18 protein-coding genes and 1 pseudogene are annotated in these 18,240 nt (G+C 62.8%); 10 read left to right on the top strand and 9 right to left on the bottom strand.

The features are described 5' to 3' along the window. The first annotated feature begins 27 nt into the window (after positions 1-27). Positions 28-828, top strand: a complete 801-nt coding sequence (locus EIC84_RS22305; protein ID WP_003062655.1) for an AraC family transcriptional regulator — start codon at positions 28-30, stop codon at positions 826-828. Positions 829-946: 118 nt separating this feature from the next. Further along, positions 947-1,990 carry a DNA/RNA non-specific endonuclease gene (locus EIC84_RS22300; protein WP_003062657.1) on the top strand — a complete coding sequence of 348 codons (1,044 nt, stop codon included), beginning with the start codon at positions 947-949 and terminating at the stop codon, positions 1,988-1,990. Positions 1,991-2,215: 225 nt separating this feature from the next. Here EIC84_RS22300 and EIC84_RS22295 read toward each other — a convergent pair whose 3' ends face one another. The 3 genes from EIC84_RS22295 to EIC84_RS22285 all read right to left on the bottom strand — a co-directional run bounded on the left by EIC84_RS22295 (position 2,216) and on the right by EIC84_RS22285 (position 3,556). Further along, complete coding sequence (locus tag EIC84_RS22295) at positions 2,216-2,821, bottom strand: ATP-dependent Clp protease proteolytic subunit (RefSeq protein ID WP_003062659.1); 606 nt, start codon at positions 2,819-2,821, stop codon at positions 2,216-2,218. Between the two features lie 76 nt (positions 2,822-2,897). Then, positions 2,898-3,245, bottom strand: a complete 348-nt coding sequence (locus tag EIC84_RS22290; protein ID WP_003062661.1) for an SRPBCC domain-containing protein — start codon at positions 3,243-3,245, stop codon at positions 2,898-2,900. Next, on the bottom strand, positions 3,242-3,556 hold the full coding sequence (locus EIC84_RS22285) for a helix-turn-helix transcriptional regulator (RefSeq protein WP_003062662.1): 315 nt from the start codon (positions 3,554-3,556) through the stop codon (positions 3,242-3,244). Before EIC84_RS22285 ends, EIC84_RS22290 begins: the two co-directional genes overlap by 4 nt. 652 nt (positions 3,557-4,208) lie before the next feature. Between EIC84_RS22285 and EIC84_RS22280 the strand changes: the two are divergent. Then, positions 4,209-4,532, top strand: a pseudogene (locus EIC84_RS22280) (DNA/RNA non-specific endonuclease); the annotation flags it as partial. A 125-nt stretch (positions 4,533-4,657) separates the two neighbouring features. Here EIC84_RS22280 and EIC84_RS22275 read toward each other — a convergent pair. Both EIC84_RS22275 and EIC84_RS22270 read right to left on the bottom strand, forming a co-directional pair. Continuing rightward, on the bottom strand, positions 4,658-4,957 hold the full coding sequence (locus tag EIC84_RS22275) for a hypothetical protein (RefSeq protein ID WP_003062668.1): 300 nt from the start codon (positions 4,955-4,957) through the stop codon (positions 4,658-4,660). 199 nt (positions 4,958-5,156) lie between these two features. Next, positions 5,157-7,367, bottom strand: coding sequence for a hypothetical protein (locus EIC84_RS22270; protein WP_003062670.1), 2,211 nt, complete (start codon positions 7,365-7,367; stop codon positions 5,157-5,159). A gap of 268 nt (positions 7,368-7,635) precedes the next feature. On the opposite strand from EIC84_RS22270, the gene EIC84_RS22265 reads away from it, so the two are divergent. From EIC84_RS22265 to EIC84_RS22245, 5 genes are all read left to right on the top strand, one after another. Further along, complete coding sequence (locus tag EIC84_RS22265; protein WP_003062672.1) at positions 7,636-8,370, top strand: GntR family transcriptional regulator; 735 nt, start codon at positions 7,636-7,638, stop codon at positions 8,368-8,370. Next, a complete protein-coding gene (locus EIC84_RS22260; RefSeq protein ID WP_003062674.1) occupies positions 8,367-9,188 on the top strand; it encodes a 3-hydroxybutyrate dehydrogenase in 822 nt (273 codons plus the stop codon). The genes EIC84_RS22265 and EIC84_RS22260 overlap by 4 nt, the downstream gene beginning before the upstream one ends. Positions 9,189-9,306: 118 nt before the next feature. Continuing rightward, entirely contained in the window at positions 9,307-10,620 is a 1,314-nt protein-coding gene (fahA, locus tag EIC84_RS22255) for a fumarylacetoacetase (RefSeq protein WP_003062676.1), read from the top strand. A 98-nt stretch (positions 10,621-10,718) separates the two neighbouring features. Then, positions 10,719-12,002, top strand: a complete 1,284-nt coding sequence (locus EIC84_RS22250; protein ID WP_003062678.1) for an SPOR domain-containing protein — start codon at positions 10,719-10,721, stop codon at positions 12,000-12,002. A 156-nt stretch (positions 12,003-12,158) separates the two neighbouring features. After that, entirely contained in the window at positions 12,159-12,506 is a 348-nt protein-coding gene (locus EIC84_RS22245; RefSeq protein ID WP_231879734.1) for an I78 family peptidase inhibitor, read from the top strand. A 14-nt stretch (positions 12,507-12,520) separates the two neighbouring features. On the opposite strand, the gene hemW is transcribed toward EIC84_RS22245, so the two are convergent. From hemW to EIC84_RS22225, 4 genes are all read right to left on the bottom strand, one after another. Then, positions 12,521-13,750 (bottom strand): radical SAM family heme chaperone HemW, encoded by a 1,230-nt coding sequence (gene hemW, locus EIC84_RS22240; protein WP_003062682.1) that lies wholly within the window; start codon positions 13,748-13,750, stop codon positions 12,521-12,523. A 181-nt stretch (positions 13,751-13,931) separates the two neighbouring features. Next, on the bottom strand, positions 13,932-14,531 hold the full coding sequence (locus EIC84_RS22235) for a non-canonical purine NTP pyrophosphatase (protein WP_003062684.1): 600 nt from the start codon (positions 14,529-14,531) through the stop codon (positions 13,932-13,934). 93 nt (positions 14,532-14,624) lie between these two features. After that, positions 14,625-15,530, bottom strand: coding sequence for a PP2C family serine/threonine-protein phosphatase (locus EIC84_RS22230; RefSeq protein ID WP_003062686.1), 906 nt, complete (start codon positions 15,528-15,530; stop codon positions 14,625-14,627). Further along, positions 15,527-16,558, bottom strand: a complete 1,032-nt coding sequence (locus EIC84_RS22225) for a serine/threonine-protein kinase (RefSeq protein ID WP_034358139.1) — start codon at positions 16,556-16,558, stop codon at positions 15,527-15,529. The genes EIC84_RS22230 and EIC84_RS22225 overlap by 4 nt, the downstream gene beginning before the upstream one ends. A gap of 89 nt (positions 16,559-16,647) precedes the next feature. On the opposite strand from EIC84_RS22225, the gene EIC84_RS22220 reads away from it, so the two are divergent. Together EIC84_RS22220 and gmk are read left to right on the top strand one after the other, a co-directional pair. Continuing rightward, a complete protein-coding gene (locus EIC84_RS22220) occupies positions 16,648-17,541 on the top strand; it encodes a YicC/YloC family endoribonuclease (protein WP_034361489.1) in 894 nt (297 codons plus the stop codon). A gap of 61 nt (positions 17,542-17,602) precedes the next feature. Beyond that, a complete protein-coding gene (gene gmk / locus EIC84_RS22215) occupies positions 17,603-18,232 on the top strand; it encodes a guanylate kinase (RefSeq protein ID WP_003062692.1) in 630 nt (209 codons plus the stop codon). Positions 18,233-18,240 lie beyond the last annotated feature (8 nt).

The raw sequence follows: 18,240 nt of genomic DNA, 5'->3' as shown, positions 1-18,240 counted from the left end.
TCGTCTATCATGAAATTTCAGCAAGCCATGAAGACCCACCTGATTCAGCCTTCTGCAACCGATGCGCCAGCGGTGCAGATCCATTTGCTAGGCCGCGCGCCCTACAGCAGCCGCGACCCGGTGCGCATGCATGCGCTGGGCATTGCGCTGCAAAGACAGCAAGGCGTGCACGCCATTGCCTCCGACAGGCGCGAGGACTTCGATACCTGGCCCGGCACCCTGAGCTATACGCCGCCAGGCGTCGAAGTATTTTCCGAGTCGGCCACCGGCGGCGAATATCTGGTGCTGCGCTATGCCGCCCATGAGGCTGACGCTCCCGGGCCATCGCAGCGCATCTCGCAACATGGCCAGCGCTCGGCCTTGCAGATGGCACTGCATCTGCGCCTGCTGCTGCTCAGCCCCTGTCCGGACGCTCTGGCCATCGAGCAGGCTGCGCTGCACTTCATGGCCTGCCAGGAGGGCAGCGCCTGCGGGGCCGACGCACGCCCCGGCGCCGGCTATGCGCGCGTGCTGGACCGCATTGCCGCCGAGTTCGAGCGGTCGCTGAGCATTGCCGATCTGTCCGCCATGGTGGGCACCAGCCCCTTGCGCTTTCTGCGTGAGTTCACACGGCTCACGGGCATGACTCCGCATGCCTGGATCATGGAGACCCGGCTGCAGGCGGCCCGCACCATGATTCAAGGCTCTGATCAGCCCCTTCCGCAAATTGCACTGGACTGCGGCTTCAACCACCAGTCGCATATGGGCCATGTGTTTCGCAAACACCTGGGCCTGACGCCAGGCCAGTACCGGGAACATCACGGTCTGAAGCACGCAGGCTGCCCCTGAATCGCAGGCCTCTGGGCCTATGGTTCACATACGGTTTCATTGCCGGACACACAAAGTGCGGCCTGCGGCCCGCACCTCGCTTCAAGCAGCATTCAGGCGGCGTACCATTGCCGCCTGAATGACGACCGCCAAGAAAAAGAAAACGCCTGCGCGCAAGCGCGGCAAAGCTTCCAGGACTGCTGGCAACAGCCTCTCCCGCATCAGGCGCTTTGCCCTGTCTGCGGGTGCTGCGGCACTGGCCAGCTTCCAGATCGCCAGTTGCAGCTTCAATCCCAGCGTCTCCGCCGAGAGACTGCTGGGCCAGGCGCTGGCAGCCCTGCATATTCCCGCACTCGATGCGCTCGGCCAGACCCTGCAGGCCTTTCGCAAGAACGGCTGGCCGGATCTGGATGATCTGCGTTCCGGTTCCGGTTCCGGTTCCGGTTCCGGCGCCCACACGCCCAGCGTGGGCGGCAAGGTGGACAAGGCCGATGTCACGGCCACAGCCCTGCCCACGCACTTTGCCCGCTGCCCCCAGTTCTTTCCCGGCGGCAAGGCTCCGGCCCTGCAGCTTCAACCCCGTGAGCGCGAGCTGTGCTTTTCGGGTTTTGCCGTGCTGCACAACGGCAGCACCAAGACCCCTGTGTTTGTGGCCGAGCGCCTGAATCGCCAGATGCTGCAGCAGGCCCAGGGCTTGCAGCGCAGCGACAAGTTCTATGCCGACGCCCGCCTGCCGCGCGCCGAGCGCTCCGAGCTCGACGACTACAAACGCTCCGGCTTCTCGCGCGGCCATATGGCGCCGGCGGCCGACATGAGCACGCCCGAGGCCATGGCCCAGAGCTTCAGCCTCGCGAACATGGTGCCGCAGAACCAGGTGCACAACGCGGGCGCCTGGAGCCAGGTGGAACAGGCCACGCGCAAATATGCGCTGCGCGCCCGGGGCGATGTCTTTGTCTTCACCGGCCCTGTATTCAACAAGAACGCCTCCACCATCGGTGAGAGCAAGGTGGCGGTGCCCGACTACCTCTTCAAGCTGGTCTATGACGCCAGCACCGGCAAGAGCTGGGTGTACTGGCAGGCCAACAGTGCGGATACGCGGATGAGTGCGCCCATCAGTTATGAGGAGTTCACTCGGAGGACGGGGATGCCGTTGTTGGCGGGGGTGATGCGGGGTCACGGTTAGCCTTCTGGCGTGGACTAGGAGGCCGTCTTTGCCCCTGCCGGGTGGTTGTTTTTTGAAGCCGGGTCTCGGCCCGGCGGCCGACCTACCTTCTTTTGCTTCGCTAAAAGAACGTAGGCCAAGAAAAGGCGACCCGAATGTCCGCGACCCTCCGCTTCGCTGCGGGCAACTTGCCTCGTGGCGGTTACGAGGATGGGGAGAAGAGAAGCGCGCTGCTGGCGCTGCGGCTCAGAGAGTTGCCGTGCGCCGGTCCAGAACCTTGTCTATCAGGCCCCACTCGCGGGCCTCTTTGGCGGTCATGAAGCGGTCGCGGTCCAGGTCGCGTTCCACCTCCTGGTAGCTGCGCCCGCAGTGCTGGGCGTACAGGCGCGTCACGCGGTCCTTGGTGCGCAGCATTTCCTCGGCATGAATACGGATGTCCGAGGCCTGCCCCCGCACGCCGCCCAGCGGCTGGTGCACGTGCAGGCTGGCGTTGGGCATGGCCATGCGGTGGCCGGGCTCGCCGGCCATCAGCAGGAAGGAGCCCATCGACCGCGCCGTGCCCATGCACAGCGTGTGCACGGGCGACTTGATGAACTGCATGGTGTCGTACATGGCCAGGCCGCTGGTGATCACGCCGCCCGGCGAGTTGATGTAGAGGTGTATGGGCTTGTCGGGGTTCTCCGCCTCCAGGAACAGCAACTGCGCGCAGACCAAGGCAGAGACCGCATCGTTCACCTCGCCGTTCAAAAAGATCACGCGGTCGCGCAGCAGGCGCGAGTAGATGTCGAAGGACCGCTCTCCGCGCGCCGACTGTTCGACAACCATGGGGACGAGCATCATCGATTCGCGCATGGGCGAACTCCTGTGTGTGATGGTGAAAAAAAGAACCGCAGCCCTGCGCCGCACGCCCCGTTGCCAGGGCAGCGCCTCAGGTCGCGTACATCAGGAAGCCGCCATCATTGGCCACCTCCCTGGCGGGCTGCGCCCGCGCATCGGTCAGCACATGGACGATGCGCAGCAGCGTACCGCCGTCGGCAGCGGGGCTAATCTTCAGGTCCACCGTGCTTTCCAGAAAGGGCGGCTCGGCCTCACGCAGCCGCAGGCTCAGCGCCTGCGGCGGCACCTCGCTCAACGGCTCGGCATGCTCGGTGCCCGGCAGCCACTGCGCGCGCAACTCGGGAATGCTCAGCGCGCGCCAGACCTTCTCGGGCGAGGCGTCCAGCGCGTACTCCTGCACCAGTTCGCAGGCCGCATCGTCGTTGTCCATATCGTTCATTGGTCCATGTCCTTGAGCAGGCCCTTGAGAGCATCCATACGCTGCGGCCAGTAGGCGCGGTACTTCGCCAGCCAGCCCGCAATCAGCGCCAGCCCTTCGGGATCGACCTCGTAATGCACGAAGCGCCCCTGGCGCTGCTCGCTCACCAGCCCCGCATTGCGCAGCACGGCCAGATGCTGGGACATGGCCGACTGGCTGATCTCCTTGCCCTCGCGCAGTGCGCTGGCATGCATGCTGCCAGCGGCCAGCTTCTCGAAGATGGAGCGGCGCGTGGGGTCGGCCAGGGCCTTGAAGATGTCGTTTTCGGGCATGGCGACACTTTAGCAATCACTTATCTAAAACGCAAACATTCCATGGATAAGGTGCCTGCCGACCCGCTTTGGCATAGACCGCACCCTGTGCCGGACGTGGGTACCTCCAAAAACTTGCCCTGTGCCGTACACGCCCATGCCAAAGTGAACATTTCTGGATGAACTCCATTGAACTGATCGATGACAGTGCCTACGTGGCACTGAAAAATGCCACGTTCTCAACTTCATTGGAGACTCTATGACCAAGTCATCCGTTCGCCGTAGTGCCCCTGCGCCCGGCAGCCAACCCGCCCCCCGTTACCCAGACGGCGATTTCCCGTATTCAAAGCGCTGTTGCAATCAAGACAGGAGGTAGCGTGCCCAAGGGCTCGTATGTTGATCGAATGCAACAAGCCATCGCAAAAAAGCAGAAATGGAATTCCTGACACATCCATCAAGGAGAGCGACCATGCCCAGCAAAGCCGACAACGACAACCATGCAAATAAATGCAATCCCAACAATGATGAGTACTGGCACTCGCGCGGAGAGGATCAGCGCCCAGATGACTGGGAAGATCTCATCGCTCAGAAAAATCATGAGAGTTGACTGAGCATCCAGGCCGACCACTCGATGATCTCCGTCTTCTTGTGGCTTGGTCGAATCGAATCCTGACTTCCGCAGGACCAGACCCACAACGGCGGCGTCTGGAGCAAGGTCGAGCAGGACACGCGCCGCTACGCCCAGCGCGCCAAGAATGATGTCTACGTCTTCACCGGCCCGGTGTTCGACGGGCAGCCGCTCACCATCGGGCCGGGCAAGGTCCATGTGCCCTGCCACATCTTCAAGCTGGTCTATGACGCCAGCACCGGCAAGAGCTGGGTGTACTGGCAGGCCAATAGTGCCGACACCCGCATGGGCCCGCCCATCAGCTACGAGGAGTTCACGCGCCGCACCGGCATGCCGCTGCTGTCGGCCGTGCATCTACCGCAAGCATAAAAAATGAGCTTACTACGCAAGTTATTCAATGATTTCAATGGCATTTGATATTGAAATCCTTGAGTGACGAGCGTAATAAGCTCACTTTTCAATAGCCACAAAGCTCCACAGAGATTGCAGGGAACTCAGGCCGGCTCGCCCGCCAGCCGACGCACCACCTCGGACAGCACCTGGGCCTTCTGGCGGGTGCGCTCATTGGCCATGCCCGTGAAGCCACGCTTGGTGGCCGTGTGGTGCAGCGTGTGGCCGACCTGCCGGCGGTACAGCGCACGTGCCCGATCGCGCATGGCGCGGGCGCGCTGCAGCTGCAGGCGGCGCTGGGCCGGGCTCAGCCTGACCAGGGCCGTATCGGACTGGGAAAGATCGTAGAGCTCACGCTCATTGGTGGCGAGAAGTTCATGCGCGGAATGGATGGCACGTCCCATGGCTTGCTCCTGTCATCAAATGCAACGAAAAAGCACCTTGAATGCATGCACATCCAAGATGCTTCGGTGAGTACAGAACAGCACTCTAGGACAGATTCCGGCTCCAGCCCCCAATACCGCACCCATGCAAGCGGTATTGGGTGGTACGGCGAAGCGATGGGCCTTCCGCCAGCCTCTGCAGACGGCGCGCGCCTCTGGCTTACCTGACAGCGGACTCTGCTGCGGCCGCTGCCGGTGCGGTGACCGCTGGCGCGCTGGCCGCCGCCGGGACATGCTGCCAGCTGACAGGCAGCACGGCGTCCAGCCAGTGCATGCGCCAGGCCAGCAGCGCGGCGGCTGCCATCAATGCCAGCACACACAGGCTGTTGCGCAGGCCATGGCTGTCCGCATAAGGGTCGGCAATATTGCGCCTGGCGTTGACCGGTACCTTGGCCGTCTGCGACAGGCTGCGGCCCAGGCCCAGATTGATGTTCATGCGGCCATTGATGGCCCAGCCGCTGGCATCCAGAATCGGTCCCAGGCTGCGCTGACGCAGCTTGAGCCAGGCAATCAGCATGCTGGGACCGGAGATGGCCAGGATAAGGCCCAGTATGGCCACCGGAATCCACGGCCCCAGTTCGATGAACTTGCCGAAGATGCCAACGATCACGGCGCTCAGCGAGCCCAGCGCCACGCCGATGGCGGCCACCGTCCCCACATCGGTCTTGCGCGCTGGAGCAGGTGCCTGGGCCAGGTCCTTGGGCGCCGTCACCAGCTTGGTCGCGTTGTCGCTGAGGCTGGTATTGACCACATCGTTCTTGGCTGCGGCATGCTTGGCGACCTGCTCCTCGATCATGCGCAGGAACTTCTTGTAGGGCGAGAAAAAGGCCTGGCCGATGCTGGTCGGGTTGTCGATGAGCTTGACGATGGTGGCATCCCAGTCATTGCCCGCACGGTCGTAGAAGACGCCGTTGCGCCCCACGAACAGAAAGTCCACATCGCCTGCCGTAAAGGCCGCGACGATCGTCTTTTTCTGCCCCTCGCGCTTGCATTCGCAGTAGGCCAGATAGGTTTTGGCCATGGCGGCCAGCGTGGAGTGGGCTGCCGCATCGGCAACCTCCACGGTCAGATCGCAGCTGCGGCCGTCCAGGAACAAGGTACCGGCCTGGAAGGCCGCGCCTTCGCGGCGATAGAAGCGGGAGAAGGAGACAAAGTTGTTGAGCAGCTCCAGCAGATCGCGCTGCAGGCGGATCAGCTTCTCCAGAGCCATGGCCTGGACGGCATGCTCTTTTTCGGCATCGTCATGGTCCAGCAACTGCATCACTGCGTCTTTCAACCCGCTGGACAGCAGTTGCTGAATTTCGGCCTCGCTCACTGCGCCCAGCGGCGTTGCCGGGCACTCCGACAACCATTGCTGGCAATGGGCCAGCATGGTCTTGAGCTGATCCCACTGCACCTCGGTCAGCGCCGTCAACGCTTCGCCGAACACGGGTTGCACGGCCTGCTCGCGCAAGGTCTGCAAGGCAGCAGCCCAGGCGGGGTTGACGCCATTCACCAGCGGCAGGCTGCGCTCGCCGGTCACTGCGGCCAGCGGCAGCGCGGCCAGAGACTCCGATGCATTGCTGAGCACCTGCGCGCCCAAAGCGGCATAGCCTTCTTCCGTTGGGTTGAGCGGTGCACGTGCATTGGCATCGAACTCCACCAGGCGCGTGCGGGCAAAAAAGTCATCGACTTTGGCCTGCACTGCGTTCACGGCCTCCGCAGCCGCCAGCGCCAGTGCACGCGGCTGCAGATTGCAACCCAGCTCTGCCGCCTGGTCAAACCAGGTCTGCAGGGCTTGTACGTCTTCCCAGAAGGCCTCGGCCTTGCTGCGATCGATGCCTGGAACGCCATCGCTGCCGTCCACCGCGCCGTAAAGCTCCTGAATGCGGGCAATCAGACCAGCCAGGGCCTCATCGCCTTCGGCCGTGGCTGCACTGACGACGCCGTCGCCATTGAAACGCAGGGCCTGCAGCGAAGCCATGCGCTCCTGCACCTGGGCCAGCGTGATGGACTGGGCATCGGGCAGGCCCGCGAGCTCCAGCACGCGTCTGGCCTCTGCCAGCAACAACGCGCCTTCCTCCGTCGCATCGTTGATGCTGTTCAGTTGCAGCACATCGCCGCCATCGGCCAGAACCTGCGGATCACGCACTCTTGCCACGGCCCATTCACAGGCGGCCACCAGCTCCGGAGGGCGAATACGGCCGTCCTTGCTCTCGTCAATCAAATCCAGCGTTGCGCTGTCGAACTCGATACCTCGCGTGGGACAGGCCAGAGCCACCCACAGCTTCTGATCCAGCTCACCAATATGGGCAATGTCCTGGCCCGTGCGAATCACCACCTGATCCACCTCGCCGGCGCGGAAAAACTGCCACTCGTACTGCTTCTGCATGAAACTACCAACTCCCAGGCAAGGATTGCCCTTGTCAAAGCACATTGCAACCAATGGCTGCCTGCACTATCCGCTATCAAAAGCGAGGAGTTTAAAAGTCATTTGCACTGTCTGAATGGTGACATTTGTGAACTCTTGCGCTTCTTTGGGCTGGTTTGCACTCCCGTCCGCTGCCTTATTGCGCCATCTTGGGTGTCTGCTGGTCTTTTTTCAATAAAGTACTTTTTTAGATACTTTATTTGCTACACTGCCCCGCAAAACCGTGCTTATGACTGCTGCGTCCACCGCCTCCCAATCCCGCGACAAGCTGCACCTGCAGCTGGCCCGACTGTTTCGCAACAAGATAGCGACGGGCGAGTGGACGGTCGGACAAAGCATCCCCACCGTCGAGGAGCTCGAGGCCCTGCACAGCGTCTCGCGCACCACGGTGCGCATGGCCGTACATGCGCTGGTCGATGAAGGCCTGCTGCAGACCCGCAAGCGCGGCGGCACCAAGGTCGTGGGCCAGCCCTACAAGCCCCCATCCTTTTTGCTGCCAACGACCTGGCAGGAGCTGGTGGCCTTTGGTGAGCAGATTCAGCAGACTACGCTGCAGCAAGCGAATGACTGCGTGCCGCCCATTCCGGCCGGCTTCCCTTCCCCTGGCGAACTGGCCTCTGCCTATACCTATTTTTTACGCGTACACAAGCACGGCGATGCACGCTTTTGCCTGTCCGAGCTGTACCTGGAACAAAACCTCTACCCCAGGTTGCAGGAGCAGCTGGAGCGCACCACGCTGGCTCAGGCGCTGGGAAATGACCCAGCGCAGATCGCCACGGCCCGCCAGTACCTGAGCGTAGCCCCGGCCGACGAGCTGATTGCCGAGCATCTGGGCGTGCCGCTGGGCACGCCGTTGATGCAGGCGCTGCGCTGGGCCTGCAATCCACAGGGCTTGATCGTCTACTGGGCCAAGGTACGCTTCATCAGCGAATACGTGCATATCGAAATGGACCTGCTCAAATGACCATCGTCCTGCCCCAAGTCCAGCAGCCCTCCAAGCCCCATAGCGGCCGTGTGGCCTGGATCACCGGCTCCACCAGCGGCATCGGCTGGGCCATTGCCAGGCAACTGGCCGGCGAAGGCGCCGCCATTGCCCTGCATGGCAGCGCCCAGGCGTCTGCCAGCACCGATGCACAGCTCGCCGAGCTGCACGCACTGGGTGTGGCCGCCCGCTATTACCCACTGGATCTGAGCGACGGCCTGGCCATTGCCCCGCTGGCCCGGCGCATCGCCGCCGAGCTCGGCGCTGTGGACATTCTGGTCAACAACGCGGGCATGCAGCATGTGGAATCCGTGCTCAGTTTTCCGCCAGACCGATGGAACAACATGCTGGCCGTCAACCTGAGCGCACCGTTTCACACCATACAGGCCTGCACGCCGGCCATGCTGGAGCACGGCTGGGGACGCATCATCAATATGGCATCCGTCAGCGGCCTGGTCGGCGTGGCCCACAAGCCCGCCTATGTGGCCAGCAAGCACGGCCTGCTGGGCCTGACCAAATCCGTGGCGCTGGAGCTGGCCACCACGCCCGTGACCTGCAACGCCATTTGCCCCGGCTGGGTGCTCACGCCGCTGGTGCAGGCCCAGATCGAAGCCCTGGCGCAGCGCGAGCAGCTGGACGAGGCGGCAGCCCGCGCCAGGCTGCTGGGCGCCAAGCAGCCCTCGCAGGCTTTTGTGACGGTGGAACAGGTCGCGGCACTGGTCGGCTTTCTGGCCAGCGACAACGCCGCCCAGGTGCGTGGTGCACAGTGGAATATGGATGGAGGCTTTACCGCAGCATGAAGGATCCACAAGCCAGCACAAGCCAGATCCCATAGATCAGTCATAGATCGATGGCTGACAGCGCACAGCAGATCAGCGCTGCAGCCTGTTTTTATTCAAATCGTTTAAGGAGACGAACATGGCATTGAACGAAACCCACGACGCCGGCCTGCAAAGCTGGGTCGCCAGCGCCAACACGGGCAGCAGCGACTTCCCCATCCAGAACCTGCCGTTTGCAGTCTTTCGTCGCAAGAGCAGCAGCGAGGCTTTTCGCGGCGGCGTGGCGATTGGTGACCAGGTGCTGGACATGGCGGCTGTTCGCGATGCCAAGGCACTGGGCGGCGATGTGCAGGCCCAGGTCGACGCAGCGGCGCAAGCTCAGCTCAACAGCTTGATGGCCATGGGCCCGGCGTCTTGGTCGGCCCTGCGTCTGGCCCTGTCGCGCGCCCTGCGTGCCGGCGCTGCCCAGGAAGCCGCCCTCAAGGCCTGCCTCGTGCCCCAGGCCGATGTGGAATACGGCGTACCCGCACAGGTGGGCGACTACACGGACTTCTACACCTCCGTGCACCACGCCACCAATGTGGGCAAGCTGTTCCGCCCCACCAACCCGCTGATGGAAAACTACAAGTGGGTGCCCATCGGCTACCACGGTCGTGCCTCCAGCATCCGCATCTCGGGCGTGGACTTCAAGCGCCCCAATGGCCAGCTCAAGGCTCCCGATGCCGACCCCGTGCTCAAGCCCTGCAACCGCCTCGACTATGAGCTGGAGATGGGCATCTATGCCGGCTCGGCCAATGCCTGGGGCGAGGCCATCGGCATCGAGGACGCCGAAAACCATATCTTCGGCCTGTGCCTGCTCAACGACTGGTCGGCACGAGACGTTCAGGCCTGGGAATACCAGCCACTGGGCCCCTTCCTGTCCAAGAACTTCGCCACCAGCATCTCGCCCTGGATTGTGACGCTGGAAGCACTGGAGCCCTATCGCACGGCCTTTGTCCGCCCGTCCGAGGACCCACAGCCCCTGCCCTACCTCAGCTCCGAAGCCAACTCGCAGCGCGGTGCGCTCGACGTGCAGCTCACGGTTGCCATCCAGACCGAGAAGATGCGCGCCGAAGGCAAGGCCGCCGAGCAGATCACCCGGACCAGCTACCGCCACGCCTACTGGACCATGGCCCAGCTGATTGCCCACCACACCGTCAACGGCTGCGATCTGCAACCCGGTGACCTGCTGGGCACGGGCACGCTGTCCGGCCCCACCATGGCCGAAGCCGGCGCCCTGCTGGAAATCACCGAAGGCGGCAAAAAGCCCCTGAGCCTGAGCAACGGCGAAACCCGCACCTTCCTGCTCGACGGAGACGCCGTGGTCTTTGCCGGCTGGTGCGAAAAGCCCGGTGCCGCGCGCATCGGCTTTGGCGAATGCCGTGCCACCGTTCTGCCCGCGCACCAGGCCTGAGCGGGCCTCGGCCATCCCGCAAAAAACCGGCCTGGCGCCGGTTTTTTGTTGGGAATCTGCCTTCGGCCTGCTCGTAACGTCATGACACAATTGCAGCCATGCCTTCCGCTTCGGACACCCCCACCCCTGCGCTCGCCCCTGCTGGCCGAAACCAGCGCCAGGAGCCCGTGCTGAACCAGCCTGCGCGCTCGGATGCCAGCCCCTTGCCTGCCTCCATCGCAGGAGCCTTTGCAGCCGCGGCCTATTCCATGCAGCACAGTCTGCAACACGAGGCCGGGCAGACCGCTGCACCCGAAGAGGAGGACAGCGGCCTGCTGCCCCAGCTCTATGCCAGCCGCCTGAGCCCACGTTCACGCGACTTTTACCTGGCCCAGTTCAAGCGCTTCGATGCCCTGGACCGCAGCCTGCCCAGCTGGAATATGGCGGCAGCCTTCCTGACCCTGGCCTGGTGCAGCCTGCACGGTCTATGGCGCGAGGCTGGCAAATACCTCGCAGCCGTCACGGCAACCGCGCTGATCTGGTGGTTTGGCCTGCGCCCGGCTCTGCCCGAGGCCATGGCGCTGGGCCTGGGCATTGCACTTTGGCTGGTGGCTGTGGCCGTGCCCGGCCTGCTGGGCAATGGCTGGTACTGGCGCAAGATCAGGGCCCAGACGCTGCAGGCGATTACGGACGCGCCCAATATGGCCGCCGCCCATGCCGCCTTGCAGGCGCAGGTCGGCTCTCCTCGCAACAGAACCGCAGCCATGCTGGTGCTGGCCCTGCCTGCGGCAGCGGCCGCAGGCGCGGGCCTGGCCTTGCTGCCCGCCGACGGCCCGGCACCGACCAAGAGCGCAGTGCCTGCAGCCACCGCCGTGGCCAATCGTCCAGCTGCCAGCCCGGACCTGGCAAAGCCCGCCCCCGAGGCGACCTCTGCTGCCGCCCAGCCAGAAAACCGCCCGGCAGAGCCAGCGCCTGTGACCGCCACCGAGACAGACACACGCACAGCGCAGGCTGCGCCCGACGCAGCTGCCTCAGTGCCGAGCAAAGCGGCGGTCAAGGCCGAGCTGAGCGAAAAGCCGACAGCCAGGCCCGCGACAGATACAAAGGAACAAGCTGCCCCCTCGACACCCCATGCCGGCTCGGACCTGGTTCCTGGCAAGTTCTATCTGAATCTGGGCGTCTATTCCGAGGCCGGCAATGCCGACAAGGTGCTGGCGCAGCTGCAAAAGTCCAGACTGCCCGCGCTGACGCAGAAGATGGCCAGCAACAAGGGGGAAGTCACCCGAGTACGCAGCGGCCCCTTCGAGAGCCGAAAGCGCGCTGAAAAGGCTGCACGCAAGCTGCAGGCCGCGAATATCGATGCCGGCATCTTTCAAAGTGCAGAAGGAGCCCACAAGCCATAGACTCTGGCGCTGAAAATTCACAGTCAAAATGCGACCATTCCCTTGAGGGAATTGCGCATAAAGCTATCAAATTTTCGCATTGCTTTGTTGCACCCGCTTGCACATCAAGGCTTGGTCTGGCATGCGCGAGCACCTGGGGGCGCTATGGTGTGGGGCATGAAGCATCGAACACCCACTCTGCATATTTCCACCCGCCCTTTGCTCGGCATGGCTGCTGCCAGCATGGCTGTGCTGATGGCGGGCTGCGCAAGCAATGGCATGGTCGCAGGCGGCAAGACCGCCCCGCCTGCGCGTCAGCTGCAGGTATGCCACGCGGAGCCGGTACAGATCTATATCGGCCACAACACCGTGGCATCGACGCTGGAAACCATCCGCCAGAAGTCCGGCTCGTACCTGCTGCGCGTGCTGCGCGAGGGTCAGCCCGCGACCATGGACTACAACCAGGAGCGCCTGAACGTCATCACCAATGACGCAGGCAAGATCACGGCGCTGCGCTGCGGCTGAGCACCCGCCAGGACTTACAGGAACATTTCCTGCAGGTCGCTCAGAAAGTCAAAGCCGCGTTCGGTGGGCACCACGCGGCCCAGATCGCGGCTGATCAGGCCCTTGGCCTGGGCCTGATCGAGCCCCTTGGCAATGGCCGACATGGGCAGGCCCGTGCGCTCCATGAACTCCTGCAAGGCAAAGCCGCCGCGCAGGCGCAGCGCGTTGAGCATGTATTCGAACGGCAGATCGGCACGCTTGACCTCGTTGTCCTGTGCCAGCGGCGTGCCGGCCAGTGCCATGTCGATATAGCGGGCCGGATCGCGGAAACGCACCTGACGCACGATGCGATGGGCAAAGCTCAGCTTGCTGTGCGCACCGGCGCCAATGCCCAGATAGTCGCCGAACTGCCAGTAGTTGCTGTTGTGAAAGCACTGATGGCCGTCCTTGGCATAGGCCGAGACCTCATAGCGCTGCATGCCCGCGGCCCTGGTGCTGGCCGTGATCAGGTCCAGCATCTCATAGGCCGTATCGTCCTCCGGCACCACGGGCGGATATTTGGCGAAATAAGTGTTGGGCTCGATGGTCAGGTGATAAATCGACAGATGTGGCGGTGCAAACGACAGTGCCGTGTCCACATCGCGCTGCAGATCGACCATGCTCTGGCCAGGCAACGCATACATGAGATCGATATTGAAGGTCTCGAAATTGTCCGCCGCCTCGCGCACCGCAGCCTGGGCCTGCGCCGCATCATGCACACGGCCGACAGCCTGCAGATAGCGGTCGTCAAAGCTCTGCACCCCGATTGACAGGCGGTTCACGCCAGCCGCACGGAAGGCCTTGAAACGGTCCTTCTCGAAGGTGCCGGGGTTGGCTTCCATGGTGATCTCGCAATCGGGCTCCATGCGCAGACGCGCGCGCAGACCGGCAATCAGCTTGTCTATGGACTCGGGCGAGAACAGGCTGGGCGTGCCCCCGCCCATGAAGACGCTGTGCACCGTGCGCCCCCAGATCAGCGGCAGTGCAGACTCCAGATCGGCCATCAAAGCATCGATGTAGCGATCCTCGGGCAGCGCATCTCCCTTGGCCCATGCATGCGAGTTGAAGTCGCAATACGGGCATTTCTTGAGACACCAGGGCAGATGCACATACAGCGACAGCGGCGGCAGGCTGCCCAGTTGCAGCGTGCCAGGCCGCATGTAATGCTGAATATCGCGCTGCACCGCCGCTTCGGCGGTCTCTGTTTGATGCTGAATGGGAATCATGGGAAATATGCTTTTCTAGCGCAAACAAAACCGACGCCGCTAAAACACCATGGGACAGCAAGCAAGGGCTTAGGCGGCCCCGCCGCCCCGCAGCGAGGCTGTCGTCCCCCTTCCATAGCGCGCAGAGAAAGGGGGAAGGCGCGGGGCCGCCTAGGCAAAGCGCCTCAGGGGGAACCGCTGGTTATAACCAGCGCTCTTTCACCATCTCGATCATGGTGCGCGAAGAAAGTCCACGATGGCTGTGCGCATGCTTGAGCTCGGGCTCCATCTCGGCAAAGGTCAGGCCCAGCTCGGGAATAAGCAGTACCGGGTCAAAGCCGAAGCCATTGCTGCCACGGCGCTCGGTCGTGAGCAGAGCCTGCACGCGTCCTACGGCAATCAGCGGCTCGGGGTCCTTGGGCGAGCGCACGCCCACCAGGGTGCTGACCATGGCGGCACGGCGGTTGGTCACACCCTGCATCTGCTCGAGCAGCGCGCGCACATTGTTGTCGTCGCTTTTCTCGTAGCCGAACTGGGTGCAATAGTAGGCCGTGTCCACGCCGGGCAGACCGCCAAAATGATCCACACACATGCCGGCATCATCGGCAATGGCGGGCAAGCCGGTCTTCTCGGCCGCAAAGCGCGCCTTGGACAGCGCATTCTCTACAAAGGTGCCATAGGGCTCGGGAGCTTCTCCCTCGAACAGATCGCCCTGACGAATCAGCTCCACGCCCAGCGGGGCAAACATGGCTTGCAACTCGGCGAGCTTTCCGCGGTTGTTGGATGCCAGCACAATTTTCATAATAAAAATCCATGGAAGCGCTTATGGCGCTTGCGCAATCAGCTATTGATTCAGTAGTTTCAAGCCAGCGCCTATTGCAGCGTGCAACCGTGTTCAGGTCTTGGCTTTCTGGCGCTGTGCCGAACGGCGTATGGCCTCGTTGATTTCGGCAATCGATCGCTCGATGGCCTCGTCGTCGAGCTCATCCTCGCAGTCTTCGATCGGCCCCACCTGTATCGTGGACTCGAAGCCCTGATCCTCGATTTCCTGTGTGGAAATGGAAGACGGCTCGAAATTATTCGGTGTTTCCCATACCAGTGCCAGCACGGTGACATTGTCGCTGCCGTCCCCGGCGCGCTTGAGTGCGGTGTCGACCAGCATGGGCACAAAGTGGGCCACGGCCTTGTCGTTCATGATCTGGAGAATTTCCGGCGTCGGCACCGCCCCCCAGAGGCCATCGGAGCACAGCATCAGCTGATCGCCCTCCTCAAGCCGCCTTGTCTCGCTCACATCGAAGATGGGCTTGGAAGGCGAGCCCAGGCAGGTGAACAGCACATTGCGGTTGGCCGGCGCCAGCGCACCGGAGACCTTGCGCATCTCGCTGTACGAATGATCACGTGTTCGCTCCACGAGCTGCCCGTCGCGCACCCAGTACAGACGCGAGTCGCCGCAGTGTATCCAGGTCACCTTGCCGTCCTGCAGCACGGCCGCCACCAGCGTGGTGCGCGGCGTGTCCATCATGCCCTTGGTGCTGGCATAACGCAGTATCTGGCGATGGGCCTGCAGCAACGCCTCTTCCAGAAACAGGGCAGGCTCTTCCAGCATGGGCTTGGCCTTTCGCTGAAAAAGCGTGGAAACCACCTGCAATGCTATCTGTGCGGCCACTTCGCCGTCCGGATGCCCGCCCATGCCGTCCGCCAGCACGAACAATGCCGCCTCTCGCGTGTAGCAGTAGCCCATGCGGTCTTCGTTGAGGGCACGGCCTCCACGGCGGCTGAGCTGGAAGACGGAAAATTTCATGGTTTGCGATTGCTGTCGGTCACCGCTCCACGTTCGGAGCCGCCGAGTTTCTGAAGATTCTTCCTGGCGTCATGCACCATGTTGTCAAACTGCATGCGCATGCGCTCCTGCATGCTGAGCTTGGTATAGCGACGCTCGCCTTCGCGGCTCAGCTCTTTTTGCAGGGCAAACACCGACTGCGGGCGCGAGAGCGGATCCATGGCCATGCACCACTCCACCACCTCGATCAGATTGTCCGAATACACGCCGCGCAGCTTGTTCAAGGCAAGGGCCAGTCGGTCCTTGTCCTGACGCTGCGGAGCTTCATTGGGCGGTATGCCCTGCATGCAGGCATAGATGCAGGCGCCAATGGCGTAAATATCGGTCCAAGGACCCAGCTGGGAATCGCGCCGGTACATCTCAGGGGCAGCAAAGCCCGGTGTGTACATGGGACGAATGAAGTTGCCCTCCTTGGACAGCACTTCGCGCGCGGCGCCGAAATCGATCAGCACGGCCTTGTCGTCATTGGTGATGAAGATATTGGCGGGCTTGATGTCCAGATGCAACATCTTGTGCTGATGCACGATGCGCAGGCCGCGCAGCACCTCGTCAAACAGAGAGCGGATGGTCGACTCCCTGAACACCTTGTCGGCCTTGAGCTCGCGCGCCGTGACGATGAACTCCTGCAGGGTCGCCCCTTCCAGGTAGTTCATCACCATGTAGACGGTTTCGTTTTCGCGAAAGAAATTCAGCACGCTCACCACGGAGGCGTGGGAAATCTGCGCCAGCGAGCGCCCTTCCTCGAAAAAGCTCTTGAGCCCGAGGCGATAGAGGGACAGTTTTTCTGGCGCCACCATGGGCTGCAGTTCGGCAGGCGCCCGAGTGGCAAGCGAAGCCGGCAGGTACTCCTTGATCGCTACCTGCTGGCCATCGGCGTCCAGAGCCAGGTAGACAATCCCGAACCCCCCCGAGGAAATCCTGCGCACCACCCGGTATCCGCCTATTGTGCTGCCCGACGGTAGGGGGGCTGGCTTGGTTTTTGTAGACATTTTTTACCGGTAAACCTCAAGGATGATACGAAACCCGGATAATCGGGAAATTGCAAGCATCCATCAAAAGTCCAATGCCAGTTTACAGCATGACCGGATACGCCAGTGCCCAGCACAGCGCATCCGTTGAGGGTGGTCAAGAGTCCCAGTCCAACAGCCGTCTGGGCCTTGAGATCCGCGCGGTCAATAGCCGCTTTCTGGATTTGTCCTTCCGCCTTCCCGACGAACTGCGCGCCCTTGAACCGGCCCTGCGCACCTTGCTCACCGCGCGCCTCAAGCGCGGCAAGGTGGAAGTACGAGCCGCCATCGACGTCTCCAGCAACCAATCCCTGCCCATTCCCTCAGCCACCCAGCTGCAACGCCTGGTGACCCTGCAGGACTCGGTTCAGGCCTGGCTGCCCAAGGCACGCGACCTTTCCGTGGCCGATGTGCTGCGCCTGTGCAGCGGCACCGCCACCGCCACCACGGACTGGAGCGAAATCGCTCCGGCCCTGGCCGAACAGGCCGTCACCGAGCTGCTCGCGGCTCGCGCCCGTGAGGGCGAGCGCCTGGCCGACATGCTGCTCGACCGCATCAAGCAACTGCGCGAACTGGCCAAGACCGCCACGCCGCTGGTGCCGCAGTTGGTGGAGCAGCAGCGCCAGAAGTTCCTGGAGCGCTGGAAGGAGGCCATGGCCCTCGGCGAAGGCTCGGTTGCACCCGAAGCCGCCCAGGACCGCGCCCTGGCCGAAGCCACGGCCTTTGCCATCCGCATCGACGTGGCTGAAGAAGTCACGCGCCTGGGCTCTCACCTCGACGAAATCGAGCGCCTGCTCAAAAAGGGTGGCGACATCGGCAAGCGTCTGGACTTCCTGATCCAGGAGTTGCACCGTGAAGCCAACACCCTCGGCTCCAAATCAGCCACGCTGGAGCTGACCCGCATCAGCGTCGACATGAAGGTGCTGATCGAGCAAATGCGCGAACAAGTGCAGAACATCGAGTAAGCAAGCCCTGGGCGTACCTACCCCGTACGCTCGATTCATGCCCAAAGTCATGCCCAAAGTCATGGACCATCCCGGAAATCTATTTGTCGTGTCGGCACCCAGCGGTGCCGGCAAATCCTCTCTGGTACGCGCCCTGCGTGAATTCGATGCACGCGTCTACCCCTCCGTCTCTCACACCACGCGCGCGCCGCGCGGCCAGGAAAAACATGGCCGTGAGTATTACTTCGTCTCGGACGCCGAATTCGACGCCATGGTCGCCAACAACGGCTTTGTGGAATGGGCCAATGTGCACAGCCGCCGCTACGGCACGGCCAAGAGGTCTCTGGAGGAGCGCATCCAGAGCGGCACCGATGTGCTCCTCGAAATCGACTACCAGGGCGCATTGCAGGTCAAACGGGCATTTCCCAATGCCGTGCTGATCTTCATCCTGCCGCCCAGCTGGGACGAGTTGCGGGCCCGCCTGGAAAACCGTGGCGAGGACGCTCCCGAAGTCATCGAGTTGCGCCTGAAGAACGCCGAAGAGGAAATGGCGCAGGTCGCAAAATTCGACTTCGTTATAATCAACGAACTGTTTGAGAGTGCGCTCTTTGATCTCAAGGCGATCATTCACGCGCAACGCCTCAAATATGCGGCCCAGCGGCGCCTTCGCGCCGACACCTTCGAGTCGCTCAATATCCCTGAATCCAACTGACCGTTCCC

Origin of the sequence: Comamonas sp. A23 (genome assembly GCF_004522605.1) — a bacterium.
GTDB classification, from domain to species: domain Bacteria; phylum Pseudomonadota; class Gammaproteobacteria; order Burkholderiales; family Burkholderiaceae_C; genus Comamonas; species Comamonas thiooxydans.
The sequence above is the reverse complement of the archived record's forward strand: the minus strand, read 5'-3'. Positions and strand labels throughout refer to the sequence as shown.

Excerpts from the sequence above, each read along its gene's own strand:
- EIC84_RS22305 (WP_003062655.1), top strand. The coding sequence starts at position 28 with ATGAAGACCCACCTGATTCAGCCTTCTGCAACCGATGCGCCAGCGGTG.
- EIC84_RS22300 (WP_003062657.1), top strand. The coding sequence starts at position 947 with ATGACGACCGCCAAGAAAAAGAAAACGCCTGCGCGCAAGCGCGGCAAA.
- EIC84_RS22295 (WP_003062659.1), bottom strand. The coding sequence starts at position 2,821 with ATGCGCGAATCGATGATGCTCGTCCCCATGGTTGTCGAACAGTCGGCG.
- EIC84_RS22290 (WP_003062661.1), bottom strand. The coding sequence starts at position 3,245 with ATGAACGATATGGACAACGACGATGCGGCCTGCGAACTGGTGCAGGAG.
- EIC84_RS22285 (WP_003062662.1), bottom strand. The coding sequence starts at position 3,556 with ATGCCCGAAAACGACATCTTCAAGGCCCTGGCCGACCCCACGCGCCGC.
- EIC84_RS22275 (WP_003062668.1), bottom strand. The coding sequence starts at position 4,957 with ATGGGACGTGCCATCCATTCCGCGCATGAACTTCTCGCCACCAATGAG.
- EIC84_RS22270 (WP_003062670.1), bottom strand. The coding sequence starts at position 7,367 with ATGCAGAAGCAGTACGAGTGGCAGTTTTTCCGCGCCGGCGAGGTGGAT.
- EIC84_RS22265 (WP_003062672.1), top strand. The coding sequence starts at position 7,636 with ATGACTGCTGCGTCCACCGCCTCCCAATCCCGCGACAAGCTGCACCTG.
- EIC84_RS22260 (WP_003062674.1), top strand. The coding sequence starts at position 8,367 with ATGACCATCGTCCTGCCCCAAGTCCAGCAGCCCTCCAAGCCCCATAGC.
- fahA (WP_003062676.1), top strand. The coding sequence starts at position 9,307 with ATGGCATTGAACGAAACCCACGACGCCGGCCTGCAAAGCTGGGTCGCC.
- EIC84_RS22250 (WP_003062678.1), top strand. The coding sequence starts at position 10,719 with ATGCCTTCCGCTTCGGACACCCCCACCCCTGCGCTCGCCCCTGCTGGC.
- EIC84_RS22245 (WP_231879734.1), top strand. The coding sequence starts at position 12,159 with ATGAAGCATCGAACACCCACTCTGCATATTTCCACCCGCCCTTTGCTC.
- hemW (WP_003062682.1), bottom strand. The coding sequence starts at position 13,750 with ATGATTCCCATTCAGCATCAAACAGAGACCGCCGAAGCGGCGGTGCAG.
- EIC84_RS22235 (WP_003062684.1), bottom strand. The coding sequence starts at position 14,531 with ATGAAAATTGTGCTGGCATCCAACAACCGCGGAAAGCTCGCCGAGTTG.
- EIC84_RS22230 (WP_003062686.1), bottom strand. The coding sequence starts at position 15,530 with ATGAAATTTTCCGTCTTCCAGCTCAGCCGCCGTGGAGGCCGTGCCCTC.
- EIC84_RS22225 (WP_034358139.1), bottom strand. The coding sequence starts at position 16,558 with ATGTCTACAAAAACCAAGCCAGCCCCCCTACCGTCGGGCAGCACAATA.
- EIC84_RS22220 (WP_034361489.1), top strand. The coding sequence starts at position 16,648 with ATGACCGGATACGCCAGTGCCCAGCACAGCGCATCCGTTGAGGGTGGT.
- gmk (WP_003062692.1), top strand. The coding sequence starts at position 17,603 with ATGGACCATCCCGGAAATCTATTTGTCGTGTCGGCACCCAGCGGTGCC.